The sequence below is a fragment of the Bradyrhizobium sp. I71 genome (genome assembly GCF_022354745.1).
Classification (GTDB): Bacteria; Pseudomonadota; Alphaproteobacteria; order Rhizobiales; family Xanthobacteraceae; genus Bradyrhizobium; species Bradyrhizobium liaoningense.
Map to the genome: position 1 here is coordinate 5,210,986 of NZ_CP059398.1, position 18,973 is coordinate 5,229,958.

The following is an 18,973-nucleotide window of genomic DNA, read 5'->3' on the forward strand; positions in this document are numbered from 1 at the left end:
CGGAAATACGCGAATCATAGTATCGTCTGATCCGACGGGCCGCGTAGTCGGAGTAACAATGAGAGTACCAGTCGAAGCGCAGAATAGGGCTGCGCACGTGTTGGCCGCCAAGATCCCAGATCATATCGTTGGATTGTTCGTCGAGCCGGTTCTGCTCGAGGGTGAAGACCCCAAGCTCTATTGGAACATGGTCTCCGCGGCCATCGATGAGCACCAGCCCGCGAGCTTCTTGGATTGGATCGAAATCAACGACCTTGTCACAAAGCTCTGGGAAGAGCGTGTTTATCGACGTGCCACCAACGCCGTTATATGGGCAGGTCAGCGAACTGCAGTGGAGCAGTTTGTGACTGAGATAATCCCGGGTGACGGTCGATTGAAGTCGGTTAATATGGCCGCGCGCGAGGCGAATAATTATTTCAGCGCGAGTAAGCAAGAAAGGGAAGAAGTGCGATCTCAGCTCGCGACCTATAAAATCGGGGAAGCAGAGGTGCTCGCCCGCTCAGCGCAGAACAACAGCGATGCCATCAAAATGCTTGAGGGGATGGTATCGTCACGCGAATGCACGCGCCGAAAGCTGCAAAAGGAAATGAGGCGGCGCCGGTCTTCCCAAGGGGTGAAATCAGAAACATGTGGCGATGCAAATTCGCACCATCCGAGTCCCCACGGGTCTTGCCAAAGGGGCGAAACAACAGGCAACGTGGATTTTGACGTGCATCATCGTGGTGAAGCTGGCGCTTCCAGAAAGCTCACAGCGACTATGAACGAGGAAGTCGATCTTCATCCCATGAGCCAGTCCCGGTCTTGCCGGGGGGTGAAGGCGGAGGTGGATCTGGACGGAGGTCAGCACAATCTGGACCGGTTAGGCTCTTGCCAAGAGGCTAAAGCCAAAATTGTCGGTGAGCGAGACATCCGTAATCATGGCCACTGAAAAGCAGATCAAGGCGAACCGAGAGAATGCTAAACGAAGCACAGGGCCGAAGACCTTGGCCGGGCGTCTCAAGTCAAGCCGCAATGCCTTGCGCCATGGTCTGTCTATTCCTGCGACTGCGGATACGCCGGCAGACTCGCTGGCGTTTGAGTTCATGGAATTTCTGATGCCCGAGGTCGCGAGTCATGCGCAAATGCTCGCGGCGCTCGAAATGGCGCAAGCCCAATGCCAGTTGCAGAGGGTTGCAGCTGTTCGGAGCGGGCTAATCGCAAAGCTGGATCTGCAATCTCCATCTCACGAAGAGGTGCGGCGCCTGGCGGCATTGGAGCGCTATGAACGTCGAGCCTATCGGCAACGCCGTCGAGCGGCCGGTCTACTTCACAGCGCGGAAGCGAGGAGATGATGCAGTTCAAGGGCGAGCGCAAAATTGGCAAAACGAACCCAATTTTATCGCGCCCATAGGCTCTGGCGAAGGATGAGTTGCGTTATCCCAGTCGGAGGCGGGTGAAACAAGCCGAAATGCCTAGAGATCTGTCGCCATGCCCAACGATACCTATTCTCTCCGCAGCGGCTCCCTCACGGCGACCATCAAGGCGCACGGTGCCGAGCTGTGCTCGCTGAAGGCCGACAGCGGCATCGAATTCGTTTGGCAGGCGGGGCCGGAATGGCCGCGCCACGCGCCGCTGCTGTTTCCGATCGTCGGGCGCCTCGCCAACGACGAATTGCGGCACCGGGGCAAGACGTATCGGATGACCCAGCACGGCTTTGCGCGCGATAGCCGCTTCGCGTGGGCGGAGCGCGGCGAGAGCCGTTGCGTGCTGGTGCTCGAAGACAGCGAGACGACGCGCGCGCTCTATCCGTTCACATTCCGCCTGACGGCCACCTATGCGATCGACGCCGCCGGTCTCGATCTCTCGCTCACGATCGCCAACACCGGCAAGGAGACATTGCCAGCTTCGCTCGGTGGCCATCCCGCGTTCAACTGGCCACTGCAGCCCGGCGTGCCCAAAGAGGACTATGCGCTGACCTTCGCGAGGGCGGAGCCATGTCCCGTCCGCCGTCTCGACGGCGGCTTGTTGCGCGCGGCAACGGAGCCGAGTCCGGTCAGCGGCACGGTGCTTCCCCTGTCCGAATCCCTGTTCGTCGATGACGCCATCATCTTCGACCGCATCGACAGCAATTCGGTGCGTTATGCGGCCGTCCCGGGCGCATCCAGCGGGCCTTGGCTGAAAATGTCCTGGCACGGCTTTCGTGAGCTTGGCGTCTGGTCGAAACCGTCAGGTGCTCCCTTTCTCTGCATCGAGCCCTGGCGCGGCTATGCCAGTCCGGCCGGTTTTGACAGCGAGTTCAGCGACAAGCCCGGCCTGATGCATATCCCAGCCGGCGCGGAGGAGCGCTTGTCGTTCCGAATTGAGGTCGCCTCATCCTGAGAGCCTGACTCAAAAAGCGCAGGCGTTTTCAGGGTCTGGCCAAGCGGCGAGTTAGGAGCCTCAGTTGGACGGCGAGCAACTAGGCTAGCTCGGTGGCGGCAGAGCCTTCGAAGTCTTTGGAGAGGCGACGACATCTGCCGAACCATCCAAAGGTACGCTCGACGCCTCGCGGCCGAACCGAAGGAATGAGACCCTCTGACCGCCGTCGAGCACGAGCTTGCGCGGGCTCCGACGTTCCTGGGTCGGCCAAGTCTGAAATTTGAAAATTTGAAATGCGTCAAGTCGACAGGACCCCTGCTACTTCCTCAGGAACCCTTTGCCGTCAGAAGTGTTAGGCCAAGCTATAAAACCTCAAATTGCCAAGAGTTGTTCGCGACGCAAAGCGCAACTGGAGCAACTGTTAGGTGAAAAGGTCGGCGCGGCAAGGTATTCCAACCATTGCGCCTTGCGTCTGCCCCCGACAGACAGGTGGGAGGCACAACATGCACCCTTTCTTGCAAAGGCTGCGCGGGCGATTGCGGGGCTGATCGTCGGGCTTGAGACCGTCAATGCGGGGCAGCTGGACATGCCGATGGAACTGCGGTTGGCAACCCCGCGTCACGTGCGGTTTGAGACGCCGACGCTGCCGCCGATGGGCTACACGATGTTTTGCCTGCGCTATGCCGACGAATGTCGCGCACGGCCGATGTTTCGCGGAGGTCTGGTTCGCCTGACTGGGGAACGCTGGGCAATTCTCAAGCAGATCAATCAAACCGTCAACCGCAGCATTGTTCCGGACGAGCCGGAACTGAGCTTGGGCGTCGAAGCTTGGCTGATCAATCCGGATCGTGGCGATTGCAATGATTACGCAGTGACCAAGCGCCACGAACTGCTCGATCGAGGCTGGCCTTCAGCCGCGCTTCTGCTGAGCGAGGTCGTGACGGGTTGGGGAAAGCATCACCTCGTTCTCGTCGTGCGTACCCGAACCGTCGACCTTGTTCTCGACAATCTGACGCCGGTGATTAAGCCGTGGACGAATGTGCCCTATCGCTGGGTTCGAATTCAGATGCCGAACCAGCTTCGGCTGTGGACCACGATCACCGACCGTGGTGGGGAGTGAGTATCCGGACCGAGGCTTTACAGCAGGTAACTCTTGCTCTGCGTCTCTTCTTGGCAATTGCGGGCCTCAATTTGTCTTCCCGAGAGTGCGCCTTACTCCCTGTCGCCGCGTCGATACCATCCGTCTGAGGCCGTGAGACGGGGCAAATGAGCGCGGCTCAGCCCCCTCAGACGAGTGAGCTGAACCGGGGCTGAAGGCTTCCCGGGCCTTTCTTCATTGCGTAGGGTTTCCCTCTCAGGAGCGCGCCGATCCCTGATCACATTCGATATTTCCCTGTTGTGTCTTCGCCGTTCCGCTGCCGCGAAAGCCAGGATTCGCAGGCACTTTCAGTCCTTTTGCAACGGTCGCGGGCTGCTTACCAAGGCACTGTCCCTACACAATTCCCTGTTATCAGGGAACTGACATCAAGCGCGGCTTCCGCGAACTCGGCGTCTGGTCGAAACCGTCAGGTGCGCCGTTCCTCTGCATCGAGCCGTGGCGCGGCCATGCCAGTCCCGCGGGCTTCGACGGCGAGTTCACCGACAAGCCCGGCCTGATGCACATTGCGCCGGAGGCGCAAGAGCAATTGTCGTTCCGGATCGAGGTCGGATCGTCCTGAGGCCGGAGGGCGGGCTGATCGACGGGCCTCAGACCTCGATCCGCGTGAGATCCTCGCCGAGCACGACCGGCCCCGAATAGTCCTGCCGCACATCGTCAAGCAGCGCCTTCAGCATGGTGTCGTCGGTGCGCGGCCGGTGGTGGGTCAGCGCCAGCTTCCTGACGCTGGCCTTGGCCGCGACCTTGCCGACCGTGTCGCCGCAAGCGATCGTGTATTTCGCAAGCCGGCGGAGGTGCTCGTTGTTGATCTCGGGCGTTGCGAGGAAGCAGCACTGGACGAGCAGGTCGGCTCCCTCGGCCAGTCGCTCGAGCCCGGGGCAGGGGACGGTGTCGCCGGAAATCGCAACGACCTTGCCCTCCGCTTCGAAGCGGTAGCCGAGACACATCCAGCGCTGGAGAAACGCGGGCGACATGCCGAGGCCGTCGCCGTGCGAGACGAGTTCGGCGCTGAGCTTCCAGCGGCCGGTGTCGCGAACGGGGCCCGGCACGATGTCCGTTGCGACGACAGGCTTCCAGCCGCCGAAGCTCGGCTCACCTTGATCGCGCCAGGCGATGTCCTTGTCGTAGACCTGCGTGACCAGCGTATTGACCAGCCGCTCGGTATCCGGCGGTCCATAGATGCGCAGCTCGTCCTTGCGCCCGTGCATCCATGAATTCAGCATCACATCATAGAGGTCGCCGATGTGGTCGAAGTGATGGTGCGTGAGAAAGACGGTGTTGATGGCGCCGAGCGGTACGCCGGCCTTGCTGAGCTGCACCACGACGCCGCGGCCTGCGTCGAACAGGATGTTCTCGTCGCCGAGCCTGATCAGCGTGGTGGTCGCCATGCGGTGCGGGTCCGGGCGCGGGCCACCGGTGCCGAGCAGTATGACCTCCATGACGCGACCTCCAGGTACGCACTTTTGCGACACACAGTAGATGCGGAGCTCGCGGCGGGGCAAGCCGATGGCGCCGACGCGCGCCGAATTCGATCTGGCCGCGGCGCTGGTCGCGACCGGCACCGGCATGGACTACAGCTTGCGCTCCGTGAGCGGCGCCAAGGACCCGCCGGCTCGCCGTCAACGCGATGCGACGCGCTTCCATCTGGCTCCGATGCGCGCCTTGATCTGGCTGATCCGGGCCTCGTGTGCGGCCCAATAGGCGCGGCTGGCGGCCGCGGTGCCCTGACGATAGCGGGCATAGACCGTTGTGGGCTGCACCGGCATCTTCGGGCGGCTCGCCGGTTTTGCCGGAGCCGCAGCAGCGATCGGGGGCGCCGTATCGGGGGCAGCCGCAGCTTCGGTCCCTGCCGGCATCGCGTTCATGGCGAGGAGACGGTTGCGGGCTCGGTTGCAATAGACCTGCGACCGCGCGGTCATCTCTTCTTCGCCATGACCTGCCCGGTACTTCATCAGCGCGCGGCAGAGGTCCCCGCCCGCCAGGCGCCAGGCCCGGCTGAGATAAAGCACTCCGTAATGGATATTGACGTCCAATTCAGCGAGTTCCGCATTGCTTCCGCGGAATCCCAGCATCGCCGCCGTCTCGGGCCGCACCTGCATCACGCCGATTTCGCCAACGCTGCCGATGACCGCCGGGTTATAGCCGCTTTCGACAAAGACGACCGCTTCGGCGATATCGGCCGGCAAATTGGTCTTTGCGGTTTCTCTCTCGATGATCTTCCGGATCATGGCCCGGGATGACGGCGTCTCGCCGGCGCCGAGCTCGGTCCCGGCGCTGGAAATCGTCGACGTCGTGCGCGGCCCGTCGCTATCGCCGTCACTCGCATGTGCGCCGATCGGGGCCGACAACAGCAGCGCGACCGCCACGTGTCTCCACGTCGCGCCCAGACTGAACCGTGCCCGATCCCGCAGCATGGGTTTGTCATAGAGCGCCGGAGTTAACAAACCGGCCATTGGCGCGCGGTCACTGCCGCGCGGGCGCCCTGATCCGTGACGGGACGTCCACCGTCACGCCCCAGGGAACGCCTTCCCCTTCGCGCGTGTTGTGGCCTTGGCGGGAGCGCGGCCGATGCTATGGTGTCCCGCTATTTCCGTGACGACATGACGAGGATATTTCAGTGGCTGATGTTCATCCCGCGGCGGGCAAGCAGGCCTCGCCGGACGCGCTCACCAATATTCCGCGGCTGGTGACGCAATATTTCGCCGGCAAGCCCGACGCATCGGATCCGGCCCAGCGCGTGGCGTTCGGCACCTCGGGCCATCGCGGCACCTCGTTCAAGAACACGTTCAACGAAGGGCACATCCTCGCGACCACGCAGGCCATTTGTGACTACAGGCGAGACAAGGGGCTGACGGGCCCGCTCTTCATCGGCATCGACACCCACGCGCTGGCCGAGCCGGCGCTCGTCAGCGCCATCGAGGTGTTCGCCGCCAATGGCGTCGATGTCATGATCGACAAGGACGGCGGCTACACGCCGACGCCCGTCATCTCGCACGCCATCCTCACCTACAACAAGGGCCGCGCCAGCGGCCTCGCCGACGGCGTCGTCATCACTCCCTCGCACAATCCGCCGGAGGACGGCGGCTACAAATACAATCCGCCGCATGGCGGCCCCGCTGACACCGATGTGACCGGTGTCGTCGAGAAGCACGCCAACGCGTACCTGGCCGACGGCCTCAAGGGCGTGAAGCGCATCGACTATGCCAAGGCGCGCAAGTCCGCGAACGTCCACGCCTGCGACTTCATCACCCCTTACGTCGCCGATCTCGGCAATGTCGTCGATCTCGACCTCGTCAAATCCGCCGGCGTCACCATCGGCATCGATCCGCTCGGCGGTGCCGCCGTGCATTACTGGCATCCGATCATCGAGCGCTACGGCCTGAAGGCCACGGTGGTGAACGAGGCGATCGACCCCACCTTCCGCTTCATGACGGTGGACTGGGACGGCAAGATCCGCATGGACTGCTCCTCGCCCTACGCCATGGCGAGCCTGATCGGGATGCGCGACCGCTTCGACGTCGCGTTTGCCAACGACACCGATGCCGATCGTCACGGCATCGTCACGCGCACCGGCGGCCTGATGAATCCGAACCATTATCTGGCGACCGCGATCTCCTATCTGTTCGCGCACCGCCCGCACTGGGGCAAGGATGCCGCGATCGGCAAGACCGTGGTGTCGAGCTCGATCATTGATCGCGTCGCGAAAAGGCTCGGCCGCAAACTGGTGGAGACGCCGGTCGGCTTCAAATGGTTCGTCGACGGCCTCCTCACCGGCGGCTTCGGCTTCGGCGGCGAGGAGAGTGCAGGCGCCTCGTTCCTGCGTCGCGATGGCACGGTGTGGACCACCGACAAGGACGGCATCATTCTCGGCCTGTTAGCTGCCGAGATCATGGCGAAGACCGGCCGCGATCCCAGCCAGATCTTTGGCGACCTCACCGCAGAGTTCGGCATGTCCCATTACGCGCGCATCGACGTCGCCGCGACCGGGCCGCAGAAGAACATCCTGAAGTCCGTCACGCCCGAGCAACTCGGCCTGAAGGATCTCGCCGGCGATCCGGTTCGCGCGACGCTCAGCAAGGCGCCCGGCAACGGACAGCCGTTCGGCGGCATCAAGGTGGAGACCGACTATGGCTGGTTCGCCGCGCGGCCGTCGGGGACGGAGGACGTCTACAAGATCTACGCCGAAAGCTTCCGCAGCACCGAGCACCTGAAGCGGATTCAGGAAGAGGCGAAGGCGGGGCTGGCGAAGGTGTTCGGGGCGTAGCTGCCCTAAGAGCAGAACAAGATCACATGCGTTCACGATAGGTCGTCATGCCCGGGCTTGTCCCGGGCATCCACGTTCTTCGTACCGCGTGGCAACGCGTGGATGGCCGGGACATGCCCGGCCATGACGCTGTGGAGGCGCTAGTGCCTACGCTCGCAGACCTCATGCGGTGAGGCTGTATACCGGATACTCATTAAAGGTAATTTGGTAAGGTAGTTTCGGTCTTGAGTGGCCCATCCTCCGCTGATATTGTATACATAACGTATTCATAAGCCGTGGGAGCGAGACCGATGACCAAACCCTTCCCCATGAATGCCTGGTACGCCGCCGCCTGGGACGCCGAGGTGAAGCCGGTGCTGCTGCCGCGGACGATCTGCGGCAAGCATGTCGTGATGTACCGCAAGGCTGACGGCTCGGTGGCCGCGCTGGAGGATGCCTGCTGGCATCGCCTTGTCCCGCTGTCCAAGGGCCGGCTCGAAGGCGACACCGTCGTCTGCGGCTATCACGGCCTGAAGTACAATGCGCAGGGGCGCTGCACCTTCATGCCTTCGCAGGAAACCATCAATCCGTCGGCCTGCGTGCGCGCTTATCCCGTGGTCGAGCGTCACCGCTACATCTGGCTCTGGATGGGCGATCCCGCGCTCGCCGATCCCGCGCTGGTGCCGGACATGCACTGGAATCACGATCCGGCCTGGGCGGGCGACGGCAAGACCATCCACGTCAATTGCGACTACCGCCTCGTGCTCGACAATCTCATGGACCTCACCCACGAGACTTTCGTGCACGGCTCCTCCATCGGCAATGACGCGGTCGCCGAGGCTCCGTTCGACGTCACCCATGGCGAGAAGACGGTGACCGTGACGCGCTGGATGCGGAACATCGAGCCGCCGCCGTTCTGGGCCAGGCAGCTTGGCAAGCCCGGCCTCGTCGATCGCTGGCAGATCATCCGCTTCGAGGCCCCCTGCACCATCGCGATCGACGTCGGCGTCGCGCCGGCCGGCAGCGGCGCGCCGGAAGGCGACCGCTCGCAGGGCGTCAACGGCTTCGTGCTCAACACCATCACGCCGGAGACCGAGAAGACCTGCCATTATTTCTGGGCGTTCGTCCGCAACTACCGCCTCGGCGAGCAGCGCATCACCACCGAGATCCGCGAGGGCGTCTCCGGCATCTTTCGCGAGGACGAGCTGATTCTGGAAGCGCAGCAGCGCGCGATGGACGAGAACCCCGATCGCATCTTTTACAATCTCAACATCGACGCTGGCGCGATGTGGTCGCGCAAGCTGATCGACAAGATGATTGCCAGGGAGAATGCGCCGCAACACCTCCAGGCCGCGGAGTAGGCCATGGCCGAGCGTGAAGTCGACCGCTCCGTCTCGCAGACCGTGAAGGCGCAGCTGGCACTGCGCGACCAGATCCTGTCGGGCGCGTTGCGCCCGGGCGAGCGCATCTCCGAGCTTCAGGCGGTGGAGACCACCGGCGCCTCGCGCACCCCGGTGCGCATGGCGCTGGTGCGGCTGGAAGAGGAGGGCCTGCTGGAGGCGATTCCCTCCGGCGGCTTCATGGTGAAGGCGTTTTCGGAGCGCGACATTTCCGACTCCATCGAGCTGCGCGGCACGCTGGAAGGCTTGGCCGCGCGCTTCGCGGCCGAACGCGGTGTTTCCGCGCGCGAGCTGGAGCCGCTGAAGGAATGTCTTGCGGCGATCGACGAGCTTCTGCGGCAGGTGCCGATCTCGGTCGATGCCTTCTCGTCCTATGTCACGCTGAACGCGCGCTTCCACGCCGTGCTCACGGAACTGTCGCGCAGCCCGCCGCTGATCCGCCAGATCGACCGCGCCTCGGCGCTGCCGTTTGCGTCCCCGAGCGGCTTCGTGATGGCGCAGTCGGCGCTGCCGGAGGCGCAGCAGATCCTGATCATCGGGCAGGAGCACCATCGCGTCGTGATCGACGCCATCGAGAACCGCGAAGGCGCGCGCGCCGAGGCCGTCATGCGCGAGCATGCGCGGCTCGCGGTGCGAAACTTGCGGCTCGCGCTGCGCAACCGGACCCATCTCGACCTCTTGCCGGCGCTCGCGCTGATCAAGACCGCAACCGATTGAGGGCAGTCACCATGCGCTTCATCGAAACCTGGATTCCTGCAACGCTCGTCGCGACCCGCGACCTCGCACCCGGCATCCGCGAATTCCTGATCAGGCCGGATCAGCTCGACGTCACGGCCTATCCGGTCGGCAGCCACATCAATGTCAGCGTGACCATCGATGGCCAGCCGGAGACGCGGTCCTATTCGCTGGTCGGCGAGGCCTCGTCGCATGGATTCAGAATTGCGGTGCGCCGCGCCGAGGATTCCCGCGGCGGCTCCCGTTACATGTGGTCCCTGCAGCCGGGCGCGCGGCTCGACATCACGCAGCCCGCCTCGCTGCTCGCCGTGGACTGGACGCGGCAGAACTATTGCCTGATCGCCGGCGGCATCGGCATCACCCCGATCCTCGGCGCGGCGCAGGCGCTGGCGCGCCGCGGGTCGGATGTCATGCTGCACTATGCGGTGCGCTCGCGCCGCGAGGCCGCCTATCTCGACGAGCTCGCCGCAATGCTTGGTGATCGCCTCGTCGTCCATGCGAGCGACGAAGGCAGGCGGCTCGATCTCGACGCGCTGTTCGCCTCATTGCCGCAAGCAACGCTGGCGCTGTTCTGCGGCCCGATGCGGCTGCTGGACGCCACACGCCATGCCTGGATCGGCGCCGGCCATGCGCTCCCCGATCTCCGCTACGAGACCTTCGGCTCCAGCGGCACGCTGCCGACCGAAACGTTTCGCGTGCGATTGAAGGACTCGAACATCGAGCTCGAAATCCCGCGCGAGCGCTCGATGCTGGACGTGCTCAACGCCAGCGGCCATGACGTGATGTTCGACTGCAAGCGCGGCGAATGCGGCCTGTGCGCCATCGACGTGGTCGAGGTCGACGGCGAGATCGACCACCGCGACGTCTTCTTCAGCGACCACCAGAAGCACAGCAACCAGAAGATCTGCGCCTGCGTTTCCCGCGCCCGCGGCACCATCACGGTGGACACGCTGCTGCGCGCGGATGCGGTATGATCGAGCCCGGGGCGAGATTCCGTTAGGAGGCGCAATGGACGGCGCCGCGGTCTCGACCTCTCCCGCTTGCGGGAGAGGTCGGCGCGTCCGGGCGATGCGCAGCATCGTCCCGCGCGCCGGGTGAGGGCTCTGTCCTCTGGGGGAATCCCTCTGCGGAGACAACTCTCTCCCCGGCCCTCCCCCGCAAGCGGGGGAGGGAGCGCACCTTCTTCCTCTCGGGAGTGTGTATGAGCAACGGCCAGTGCCGCTCCACCTCTCCCGCGTGCGGGAGAGGTCGGCGCGAAGCGCCGGGTGAGGGCTCTTTCCTCTTGGGGAGTTTCTCTGCGGCGACCTACGCCGCGTAAGTCGCCCGATACTTCTTCGTATTCAGCAACGCCAGCACGCCATTGGCCGACACCGGCCGGCTGATCAGATACCCCTGCACCTCGTCGCAACTGATCTGGCGCAGACATTCGAGCTGGTCGGCAGTCTCGACACCCTCCGCCACCACGCCGATCCGCAAATCGCGCGCGAGCCCGATCACCGATTTGACGATTGCGGCGCAGTCCGGCTGCACCAGCATGTCGCGGATGAAGGACTGGTCGATCTTGATGCGGCTGAACGGCAGCTTGCGCAGGTAGGTCAGCGAGGAAAAGCCGGTGCCGAAATCGTCCAGCGCCACCGTGACGCCGAGCTCCAGCAGCGCGTTCAGGACCGTCGCGGCCGAACCGTATTTCGACAGCAGCATCGATTCCGTGATCTCGATCTCGAGCCGGTGCGGGGCGATCTTGGCATCGGCGAGCGCCTGTACGATGATCTGGAGGATGCCTGTGTTGTGAAATTGCGCTGCCGAGAAATTGACGGCGACCCTGATGTCTTCCGGCCACTCGGCAACACTTGCGCAGGCGCGGCGGATGACCCATTCGCCGATCTCGTGGATCAGCCCGGTCTCCTCCGCGATCGGGATGAACTCGCTTGGCGGCACCAGCCCGCGCGAAGGATGCTGCCAGCGCAGCAGCGCCTCCAGGCCGGTGATCCGGTTGGTGTCGAGATCGAGGAATGGCTGGAACACCAGGAACAGCTCGTTTCGCGCGATCGCACCTTCGAGGTCTGATTGCAGCGCCTTGCGGTCGCGGGACAGCCTGTCGTCGGCTTGTTCGAAGAAGCACACCGTGCCCGGCCCCGCCTTCTTGGCGCGGTAGAGCGCCGTGTCGGCGTTTTTCATGATGTCGAGCGCGGTGTTTCCGTCGCGTGGCGCCAGCACGATGCCGACGCTGGTCGCGCCGACGATCTGGCGGCCCTCGATCTGGAATGGTTCGGTGAAGGCCGCGACGAAGCGCTCGGCGATTTCGAGCGCATCCTCCGGCCGCGCCAGATTGGCCATGACCAGCGCGAACTCGTCGCCGCCGATGCGCGCGACGTGCTCGGCCGCGCGCGTGCAGCGTTGCAGGCGGCTTGCAACCTGGACCAGGAATTCGTCGCCGGCGGGATGACCCAACTGGTCGTTGACCTCCTTGAAGCGGTCCAGGTCGAGCAGCAGCACCGCGAATTCCTCCCCCGACAACGCCAGCCGTTTGAGAGCCGCATCGAGCGTTTCATTGAAGGCGACGCGGTTGGGCAGATGGGTGAGGGGATCCAGCCGCACCGTGCGCTCGGCTTCGATCTGCCGCATCACGCGCCGCGCGAACGAGAACGAATTGACGAACACGCCGCGCAAGAGGACGCTGCCATAGACCACGACGAGAAAGGCGATCAGCAGGAAGGCCAGGTCGCCGTTCCTGCTGAGGCAGATGGCGATCCCGACGAAGATGGGGGCCGTGAAAGCGATGGCCGCGATCGGGATGGTGGCGAAGGCCAGTGCGCCGCCGGCCAGCATGCCCGAGCACAGGCAGGTGATGACGAGCTGGCCGCCGGTCGAAGCGTCGGCGAAGAAAGCGACCGGGACGATGCCCCAGGCGGCGCCGAGGATGAAGGCATTGCGCACCAGCCGGTGCATGGCACGACGAGAGACGAATTGCGGCTTGGTGATGCGGCGTGACGCGCGCGATTGCAGCCCGAAAGCGATCGCGGCGCCGGCGACGGTGACCGCCCAGATCAGGGCCGGGATCTTGGCCGGCGACTGCCACAGTGCGATGGCGAGAACGATGGCGTTGCAGGCATTGGCGAGCATGATGCCGACCGAATAGCCGAGCACGAGCGACATCTGTTCGGCCCGGATATGCCCGGCCACGACCTCGTCGGTTGCGGGACCGCCAAAGGCCGACAGATCGCCGGCGAACAGCCGTGCGACATAGTTGGTCGTTTGAGTCCGCATGCGATAGCCTAGCAGCACCGGCCGTTGTCCGGCTCGATCAGGAGAATTCGTTGCAAACCTTTGACGAACTATGAATTATCCCCGTTTGCCACGACCAGCGTGACCACATCTGCGTGTTCAATTCACGGTATCGATAACAAAATCGATACAACGCGCGGCGAGGGCGCCGTGCTCGCATCCTGTTGAACTCGTGCGCAAGCGGCTCGGGCGAGGTTCGCTTCACCCTGGCCGCGAAGCCCCGCAGGTCACCGTGAGGGGGCGTCCGGGGTTAAATTGAGCGAGCGCGCGGCCTTACTTGTGTGATGCCGACCCCGGAAATCGCGAGCAACCCGCCGATGATCAGCTTCGGCGTCATGCGTTCGCCAAGGAAGACAACGCTCGAAAGCAAGGCAAATACAGGAAGCAGCAGACCGAAGGGCGCGACGCGAACCATCGAGCAACGGGCGATCAGCCAAAACCAGAGGCCAAACCCAATGATTCCGCCGATGAAGACCGTGTAGGCAAGCGCCAGCCAGCCCCGTTCGCCTGCCGTCACGAGGCTCGCCGCCTGTCCATATTCCAGCAGCAACGACATCAACATGACCTGCGGCACCGTGAGCAGCGACGACCATCCCATCAGCATCAAGGGATCAAAGGGGCCATAGCGTTTCGTCAACACGTTGGATACCGCGAAGGCGAAAGCTGCTCCAACCACAAGCAGCAGCGGAAGCGGGTTGGCGGACTGGCCCGGCTCCGCTGCCAGCACGGTCACGCCGACGAATGCAAGCAGCACTCCGGCACAGGTGGCGAGTGACGGCCTCTCCGCGAGCAGCGGCCAGGCCAGCAGGACGGTGAAGGGCGTGGCGAGTTGGTACGCGACCGCCGACATGCTTCCCGAGCCGAGCCCAAGGCCCACATAGAAGAGCCCGAAATTCAGCCCACCAAGGAAAAGCGAAATGGCCGCGACAGGGCCGAGCTGCCGACGCGTGGGCCTGTCGACGAACGGAACAAGCAGCAGCGTAATGGCCAGAAAGCGCAGTGCGAGGAAGAAGAGCGGTGGAAACTCCGCAACGCCCACTTTGATGGCCACGAACTGATAACCCCAGATCAGGGGAACGGCGACCGCGCAGACGATCTGGATGGCAGACATGGCGCACGTCCCTTTCAAGACCGATCAGTCCAAATATAAGCCCGGCATCAGCGGAAGCGTTGCGGTGTCCTTACCTGACGAAACGGCCGATGAGAGCGTCGACGGCGGCCTGCGATGTCGTCCGTGCCGGTGCCGTCTTGCCGACCACGCGCAGCCCTTCAACGAAACAGATGAGAACCCGGGCGGCCGTTGCTGGCTCGACACCATCGGCCAACCTGCCCGCCGCTTTCGCGCGGGACAGTGCATTGGTCACTTTGGCCTCCATCGCCTTGAAGAAGCCCGCAACGCGTCGACCGACTTCGGCATCCCCGCCAGCCAATTCCATGGCCGTGGCCACCAGGAGGCATCCGCGCCGGCCGTTGCTCCCGCTGGTGCGATCGACGTAGCCGGCCAGGTAGGCCCGCAGGCCGTCGACCGGGTCGTTTCGGGGATCGAATTCGACATCCATCCGCGCCAAGGCATCCGCGATGTAACGATCAAGCGCGCGCAAGAAGAGCGAATGCTTGCCGCCGAAAGCGGCGTAGAGGCTGCCCCGCGACAGCCTGGTCGCACGAAGGAGATCGGGCAGCGCCGTGGCGTGATAGCCGCGCGACCAGAACACATCCATCGCGCGTTCGACAGCGGCGTCCATGTCGAAACTTCGCGGCCGGCCACGGGGCAACGGCGCTGGGGTGTTTTGCCTCATGCGGATATATAGACCGATCGGTCCTTAAATGACAAGCCCCGCACAGGAATCGCCGCGCACCGAGCTCAGGGTGATCTCCAGCCTCCGGTCCGGGCGTCAACACCGCCGTCCGTGCTGATGTGTGCCTCGCGTCAGCGTCCGAGCTGCTTCGGATCGTAGTAGAACCGCTCCTCGACCAGCTTGTCGCCTCGCCAGGTCTGCCACGCGATCTCGTCCAGCGTCCGCGTGACGCCTTCGGCATTGGTGAAGCTGAAGCGCCAGCGGGTTGCGACATGGTCGCCTTCGATCAGGCTCGGTCCGATGCGGACGGCCTTGACCTCCCTGGACGCCGCCAGCACGCCGCGCTCCTTGGCGACGAGCTTGTCGCGCCCGACCGTCGGGGTGGCGTTGTTCTCGTAGGTCACGGCATCGGGCGTGCAGAACTGTTCGATGGCACCGACGAAGTCCCCGGCTTCCAGCCGCTGTGCGAAGGCTTCGACGACATCGCGGCTCGGCATAGCGTGCCTCCCGGAAAAAACCGACTGATAGTCGGTAAATACCGACCGGTGGTCGAAAAGTCAACTGGTTGCCTGCGTTCAATTGGATTAAAGCGAGAGTGAGTTGAATCGATCCGAGCCGAGAACACAGAACGCCTCTTCCGAGCGGGAGAGGCGTTCTCAGACGAGAGTGATGGCGAAACAGGCGGAGCGACGGGCGGCGACTTCGGAGGCGATCCTGACGGCGGCGCGCCGTCTGTTCGGGACGCATGGCTTTGCCGCCACCACCATGGACGAGATCGCCGAGGCAGCTGCCGTCGCCAAGGGCGCGGTCTATCATCACTTCAAGACCAAGGAGGCGGTGTTCGAAGCCGTGTTCGACCAGGTCTCGCGCGATCTCGTTGCCGAGATCGACCGCACCGCACGGGCCGAGAAGGACGTCCTCGCCGCAATGGTCGCCGGCACCCAGCATTACTTTGCGGCGACCGCGAAGGGCCCGACCAGCCAGATCATTTTGCGCGACGGCCCCGCCGTACTCGGCTGGGAACGCTGGCGCGAGATCGACGCCAGGCATTTTGGCGGCAAGCTGCCGCGCGCGATTGCGGCTGCCATGGAGGCCGGCCTGATCGCCCGCCAGCCGGTCGAGCCGCTGGCGCGGCTGCTGCTTGGCGCAGTCACGGAAGCCGCGGTCGCCTGCGCCGGACGCGCTGACATCGCAAGGGCAGGCGCGGAATACGCCCGTGCGTTCAAGTCGCTGGTCGAGGCGCTGCGCGTGCGCGAATGATTGTGCTAAGTGAACGACGGAAACGCCCACACCAACAAGAAGAACAGTAGCGCATGAACGCAAATTCCTCCCTCGCGCCGTCCGATCCCGAATTCGACTACGTCATCGTCGGCGCCGGCTCCGCCGGCTGCGTGCTCGCCAACAGGCTCTCCGCGAGCGGCAAGCACAGCGTGCTGCTGCTCGAGGCCGGCCCGAAGGATTCCAACATCTGGATCCACGTCCCGCTCGGCTACGGCAAGCTGTTCAAGGAGAAGACGGTCAACTGGATGTACCAGACCGAGCCGGAGCCCGAGCTGAAGGGGCGCCAGGTGTTCCAGCCGCGCGGCAAGACGCTGGGCGGCTCGAGCTCGATCAACGGCCTGCTCTATGTCCGCGGCCAGCACGAGGACTATGACCGCTGGCGTCAGCTCGGCAACACCGGCTGGGGTTACGACGACGTGCTGCCGTATTTCAAGAAGGCCGAGAACCAGTCGCGCGGCGCGGATCAGTATCACGGCACGGGCGGTCCGCTGCCGGTGTCCAACATGATCGTGACCGATCCGCTGTCGAAAGCCTTCATCGACGCCGCGGTCGAGACCGGTCTGCCCTACAATCCCGACTTCAACGGCGCCACGCAGGAGGGCGTCGGCCTGTTCCAGACCACGACGCGCAACGGCCGGCGTGCCTCGACGGCGGTGGCCTATCTCGGACCCGCCAAGACGCGCAGCAATCTGAAGATCGAGACGTCCGCGCTCGGCCAGCGTGTCCTGTTCGAAGGGCGCCGCGCGGTCGGCGTCGAATATCGGCAAGGCGCGGCGTTGCGCCGCGTGCGGGCGCGGAAGGAGATCGTGCTGTCGAGCGGCGCCTACAACTCGCCGCAGCTGCTCCAGCTCTCCGGCGTCGGTCCTGCCGATCTCCTGCGAAAGCACGGCATCGATGTGGTGCTGGACGCAGCCGGCGTCGGGCGCGATCTCCAGGACCACATGCAGGTCCGCATCGTGATGCGCTGCTCGCAGAAGATCACGCTGAACGACACCGTCAATCATCCGCTTCGCCGCACCATGGCCGGCGCACGCTACGCGCTGTTCCGCAAGGGCTGGCTGACGATTGCGGCCGGCACGGCGGGCGCGTTCTTCAAGACCAGCCCGCGGCTCGCCTCGCCCGACATCCAGGTCCACTTCCTGCCGTTCTCGACCGACAAGATGGGCGAGAAGCTGCACGATTTCTCCGGCTTCACGGCGTCAGTGTGCCAGCTCCGGCCCGAGAGCCGCGGGACCTTGCGCATCAAGAGCGCCGACCCGACCGTGCCGCCGGAGATCCGCATCAACTACATGTCGACCGAGACCGACCGCACCACCAACGTCGAGGGTCTGAAGATCCTGCGCAAGATCCTGAACGCGCCGGCGCTGAAGCCGTTCGTGGTCAGCGAGTACGATCCCGGGGCGAAGGTATCGACGGACGCGGAGATACTGGATTATTGCCGCGAGCGCGGCAGCACCATCTATCATCCGACCTCGACCTGTCGTATGGGCAACGACGCGCTCGCGGTGGTCGATCAGCGGCTGAAGGTGAGGGGCCTCGAAGGCCTTCGCGTCGTCGACGGCTCGATCATGCCCGATCTCGTCTCGGGGAACACCAACGCGCCGATCATCATGATCGCCGAAAAGGCCTCCGACATGATATTGGAGGATGCGCGCTGAGCGCGCGTCCGGGATGGAGAACGACTTGGCTACACGACTCAGGATCGGCACACGCAAGAGCGCCATGGCGCTGGCACAGACGGAAGAAATCGCGCGCCGCCTGACAGCCGCCGTGCCTGGTCTCGATGTCGAGATCGTCAAGTTCGACACCACGGGCGATCTCGACCAGACCAGCAAGCTCTTGCCGCATGGCGGCAAGGGCGGCGCCTTCGTGGCGCAGATCCGCGCTGCCGTGTTGTCGGGCGAGCTCCAGGCAGCGATGCATTCGCTGAAGGACATGCCGGGGAACGAGGATACGCCCGGCCTCGTCATCGGCGCCACGCTGTCGCGCGATCCGCCGAGCGATGCGCTGGTGCTGCGCGACGGCGTGACCCTGGAGGCGCTGCGCCAGTCTCGCGGCAAGGGCTTCAAGATCGGCACGAACGCGGTGCGCCGAGCGGCCTATGCGCGGCGGTTGTTTCCCGATGTCGAGGTCATCCACTTCCGCGGGGCCGCCGACACGCGCGTGCGCAAGCTCGACAATGGCGAGAAGCAGCGCCTGCCGGATGGCGGCGCGGTCGGGCCTGCCGATGCGCTGATCATGGCGCGTTCCGGCCTCGATCGCGTTGGTCTGGCGAACCGCATCGCCTATGAGTTCACCGCGGCGGAGATGCTGCCGGCGGCGGGGCAGGGCATCGTCGCCGTCGAATGCGCGGCGCAGGACTGGCAGACGCGGCAGATCCTGTCATCGATCGACGATCCCTCCGCGCACGCCTCGGCCGATGCCGAGCGCGAGGTGCTGTGGGTGCTCAACGGCCACTGCAATTCACCGGTCGCGGGGTTCTCGACCATCACGGGCGATCAGATGTCGCTCACCGCCTCCGTGCTCGATCTCTCCGGCAACACCATCATCGAAGCCTCGCGCGCGGGCCCCGCCAACCGCCCCCGTGAGCTCGGGCGTGCCGTGGGATTGGATCTGCTGGCGAAGGGGGCGGCTGAGATCATCGAGCGCAGCCGGCCGCGCTGAGTCCGGCCGAGATCACCATCGGTGGTCACGTCGTTCTGCGCCTGTCTTGCCCGACGTTTCAAACGCGCGGGACGAG

17 protein-coding genes and 1 pseudogene are annotated in these 18,973 nt (G+C 64.4%); 12 read left to right on the forward strand and 6 right to left on the reverse strand.

Annotated features, from left to right (window positions below):
- Window positions 1-100 precede the first annotated feature (100 nt).
- From FJV43_RS25110 to FJV43_RS25130, 5 genes and pseudogenes are all read left to right on the forward strand, one after another.
- On the forward strand, window positions 101-928 hold the full coding sequence (locus tag FJV43_RS25110) for a hypothetical protein (RefSeq protein WP_239621759.1): 828 nt from the start codon (window positions 101-103) through the stop codon (window positions 926-928).
- Window positions 918-1,331: a hypothetical protein gene (locus FJV43_RS25115; RefSeq protein ID WP_239621760.1), complete on the forward strand. Its 414-nt coding sequence runs from the start codon at window positions 918-920 to the stop codon at window positions 1,329-1,331. Before FJV43_RS25110 ends, FJV43_RS25115 begins: the two co-directional genes overlap by 11 nt.
- Window positions 1,332-1,467: 136 nt before the next feature.
- Window positions 1,468-2,358 (forward strand): aldose 1-epimerase family protein, encoded by an 891-nt coding sequence (locus FJV43_RS25120; RefSeq protein ID WP_239621761.1) that lies wholly within the window; start codon window positions 1,468-1,470, stop codon window positions 2,356-2,358.
- A gap of 316 nt (window positions 2,359-2,674) precedes the next feature.
- On the forward strand, window positions 2,675-3,457 hold the full coding sequence (locus FJV43_RS25125; RefSeq protein ID WP_345946100.1) for a transglutaminase-like cysteine peptidase: 783 nt from the start codon (window positions 2,675-2,677) through the stop codon (window positions 3,455-3,457).
- Window positions 3,458-3,866: 409 nt separating this feature from the next.
- Window positions 3,867-4,055 (forward strand): annotated as a pseudogene (locus FJV43_RS25130) (aldose 1-epimerase family protein); the annotation flags it as partial.
- Window positions 4,056-4,083: 28 nt separating this feature from the next.
- Here the strand turns inward: FJV43_RS25130 and FJV43_RS25135 are convergent.
- Both FJV43_RS25135 and FJV43_RS25140 read right to left on the reverse strand, forming a co-directional pair.
- Window positions 4,084-4,932 carry an MBL fold metallo-hydrolase gene (locus FJV43_RS25135; RefSeq protein WP_239621762.1) on the reverse strand — a complete coding sequence of 283 codons (849 nt, stop codon included), beginning with the start codon at window positions 4,930-4,932 and terminating at the stop codon, window positions 4,084-4,086.
- A 180-nt stretch (window positions 4,933-5,112) separates the two neighbouring features.
- Window positions 5,113-5,907 carry a transglycosylase SLT domain-containing protein gene (locus FJV43_RS25140; RefSeq protein ID WP_239621763.1) on the reverse strand — a complete coding sequence of 265 codons (795 nt, stop codon included), beginning with the start codon at window positions 5,905-5,907 and terminating at the stop codon, window positions 5,113-5,115.
- 203 nt (window positions 5,908-6,110) lie between these two features.
- Here FJV43_RS25140 and pgm point away from each other — a divergent pair, with 203 nt between their 5' ends.
- The 4 genes from pgm (at window position 6,111) to FJV43_RS25160 (ending at window position 10,845) form a co-directional block, all read left to right on the forward strand.
- Window positions 6,111-7,757 carry a phosphoglucomutase (alpha-D-glucose-1,6-bisphosphate-dependent) gene (pgm, locus tag FJV43_RS25145; RefSeq protein ID WP_239621764.1) on the forward strand — a complete coding sequence of 549 codons (1,647 nt, stop codon included), beginning with the start codon at window positions 6,111-6,113 and terminating at the stop codon, window positions 7,755-7,757.
- Window positions 7,758-8,047: 290 nt separating this feature from the next.
- On the forward strand, window positions 8,048-9,097 hold the full coding sequence (locus FJV43_RS25150; RefSeq protein WP_239621765.1) for an aromatic ring-hydroxylating dioxygenase subunit alpha: 1,050 nt from the start codon (window positions 8,048-8,050) through the stop codon (window positions 9,095-9,097).
- Window positions 9,098-9,100: 3 nt separating this feature from the next.
- Complete coding sequence (locus FJV43_RS25155) at window positions 9,101-9,853, forward strand: GntR family transcriptional regulator (protein ID WP_131866054.1); 753 nt, start codon at window positions 9,101-9,103, stop codon at window positions 9,851-9,853.
- An 11-nt stretch (window positions 9,854-9,864) separates the two neighbouring features.
- On the forward strand, window positions 9,865-10,845 hold the full coding sequence (locus tag FJV43_RS25160) for a PDR/VanB family oxidoreductase (RefSeq protein ID WP_239621766.1): 981 nt from the start codon (window positions 9,865-9,867) through the stop codon (window positions 10,843-10,845).
- A gap of 331 nt (window positions 10,846-11,176) precedes the next feature.
- On the opposite strand, the gene FJV43_RS25165 is transcribed toward FJV43_RS25160, so the two are convergent.
- The 4 genes from FJV43_RS25165 to FJV43_RS25180 all read right to left on the reverse strand — a co-directional run bounded on the left by FJV43_RS25165 (window position 11,177) and on the right by FJV43_RS25180 (window position 15,449).
- Entirely contained in the window at window positions 11,177-13,138 is a 1,962-nt protein-coding gene (locus FJV43_RS25165) for an EAL domain-containing protein (RefSeq protein ID WP_239621767.1), read from the reverse strand.
- Between the two features lie 268 nt (window positions 13,139-13,406).
- A complete protein-coding gene (locus FJV43_RS25170; RefSeq protein WP_197967405.1) occupies window positions 13,407-14,267 on the reverse strand; it encodes an EamA family transporter in 861 nt (286 codons plus the stop codon).
- 70 nt (window positions 14,268-14,337) lie between these two features.
- On the reverse strand, window positions 14,338-14,898 hold the full coding sequence (locus tag FJV43_RS25175; RefSeq protein WP_239621768.1) for a TetR/AcrR family transcriptional regulator: 561 nt from the start codon (window positions 14,896-14,898) through the stop codon (window positions 14,338-14,340).
- Between the two features lie 185 nt (window positions 14,899-15,083).
- A complete protein-coding gene (locus FJV43_RS25180; RefSeq protein WP_239621769.1) occupies window positions 15,084-15,449 on the reverse strand; it encodes a nuclear transport factor 2 family protein in 366 nt (121 codons plus the stop codon).
- A 172-nt stretch (window positions 15,450-15,621) separates the two neighbouring features.
- Here FJV43_RS25180 and FJV43_RS25185 point away from each other — a divergent pair, with 172 nt between their 5' ends.
- The 3 genes from FJV43_RS25185 to hemC are packed head-to-tail and all read left to right on the forward strand — an operon-like array spanning window position 15,622 to window position 18,897.
- The gene (locus FJV43_RS25185) at window positions 15,622-16,212 is read left to right on the forward strand and encodes a TetR/AcrR family transcriptional regulator (RefSeq protein WP_239621770.1); all 591 of its coding nucleotides are present in this window, start codon (window positions 15,622-15,624) and stop codon (window positions 16,210-16,212) included.
- Window positions 16,213-16,265: 53 nt separating this feature from the next.
- On the forward strand, window positions 16,266-17,891 hold the full coding sequence (locus FJV43_RS25190; protein ID WP_239621771.1) for a choline dehydrogenase: 1,626 nt from the start codon (window positions 16,266-16,268) through the stop codon (window positions 17,889-17,891).
- Window positions 17,892-17,916: 25 nt separating this feature from the next.
- The gene (hemC, locus tag FJV43_RS25195; protein ID WP_239621772.1) at window positions 17,917-18,897 is read left to right on the forward strand and encodes a hydroxymethylbilane synthase; all 981 of its coding nucleotides are present in this window, start codon (window positions 17,917-17,919) and stop codon (window positions 18,895-18,897) included.
- Window positions 18,898-18,973: the final 76 nt, after the last annotated feature.

What these genes read in the sequence shown, in the direction of transcription:
- FJV43_RS25140 (WP_239621763.1), bottom strand. Translation starts at nt 5,907, where the DNA reads ATGCTGCGGGATCGGGCACGGTTCAGTCTGGGCGCGACGTGGAGACAC.
- FJV43_RS25185 (WP_239621770.1), top strand. Translation starts at nt 15,622, where the DNA reads ATGGCGAAACAGGCGGAGCGACGGGCGGCGACTTCGGAGGCGATCCTG.
- FJV43_RS25120 (WP_239621761.1), top strand. Translation starts at nt 1,468, where the DNA reads ATGCCCAACGATACCTATTCTCTCCGCAGCGGCTCCCTCACGGCGACC.
- FJV43_RS25155 (WP_131866054.1), top strand. Translation starts at nt 9,101, where the DNA reads ATGGCCGAGCGTGAAGTCGACCGCTCCGTCTCGCAGACCGTGAAGGCG.
- FJV43_RS25175 (WP_239621768.1), bottom strand. Translation starts at nt 14,898, where the DNA reads ATGGACGCCGCTGTCGAACGCGCGATGGATGTGTTCTGGTCGCGCGGC.
- FJV43_RS25180 (WP_239621769.1), bottom strand. Translation starts at nt 15,449, where the DNA reads ATGCCGAGCCGCGATGTCGTCGAAGCCTTCGCACAGCGGCTGGAAGCC.
- FJV43_RS25150 (WP_239621765.1), top strand. Translation starts at nt 8,048, where the DNA reads ATGACCAAACCCTTCCCCATGAATGCCTGGTACGCCGCCGCCTGGGAC.
- FJV43_RS25170 (WP_197967405.1), bottom strand. Translation starts at nt 14,267, where the DNA reads ATGTCTGCCATCCAGATCGTCTGCGCGGTCGCCGTTCCCCTGATCTGG.
- FJV43_RS25115 (WP_239621760.1), top strand. Translation starts at nt 918, where the DNA reads ATGGCCACTGAAAAGCAGATCAAGGCGAACCGAGAGAATGCTAAACGA.
- FJV43_RS25190 (WP_239621771.1), top strand. Translation starts at nt 16,266, where the DNA reads ATGAACGCAAATTCCTCCCTCGCGCCGTCCGATCCCGAATTCGACTAC.
- FJV43_RS25160 (WP_239621766.1), top strand. Translation starts at nt 9,865, where the DNA reads ATGCGCTTCATCGAAACCTGGATTCCTGCAACGCTCGTCGCGACCCGC.
- FJV43_RS25135 (WP_239621762.1), bottom strand. Translation starts at nt 4,932, where the DNA reads ATGGAGGTCATACTGCTCGGCACCGGTGGCCCGCGCCCGGACCCGCAC.
- FJV43_RS25165 (WP_239621767.1), bottom strand. Translation starts at nt 13,138, where the DNA reads ATGCGGACTCAAACGACCAACTATGTCGCACGGCTGTTCGCCGGCGAT.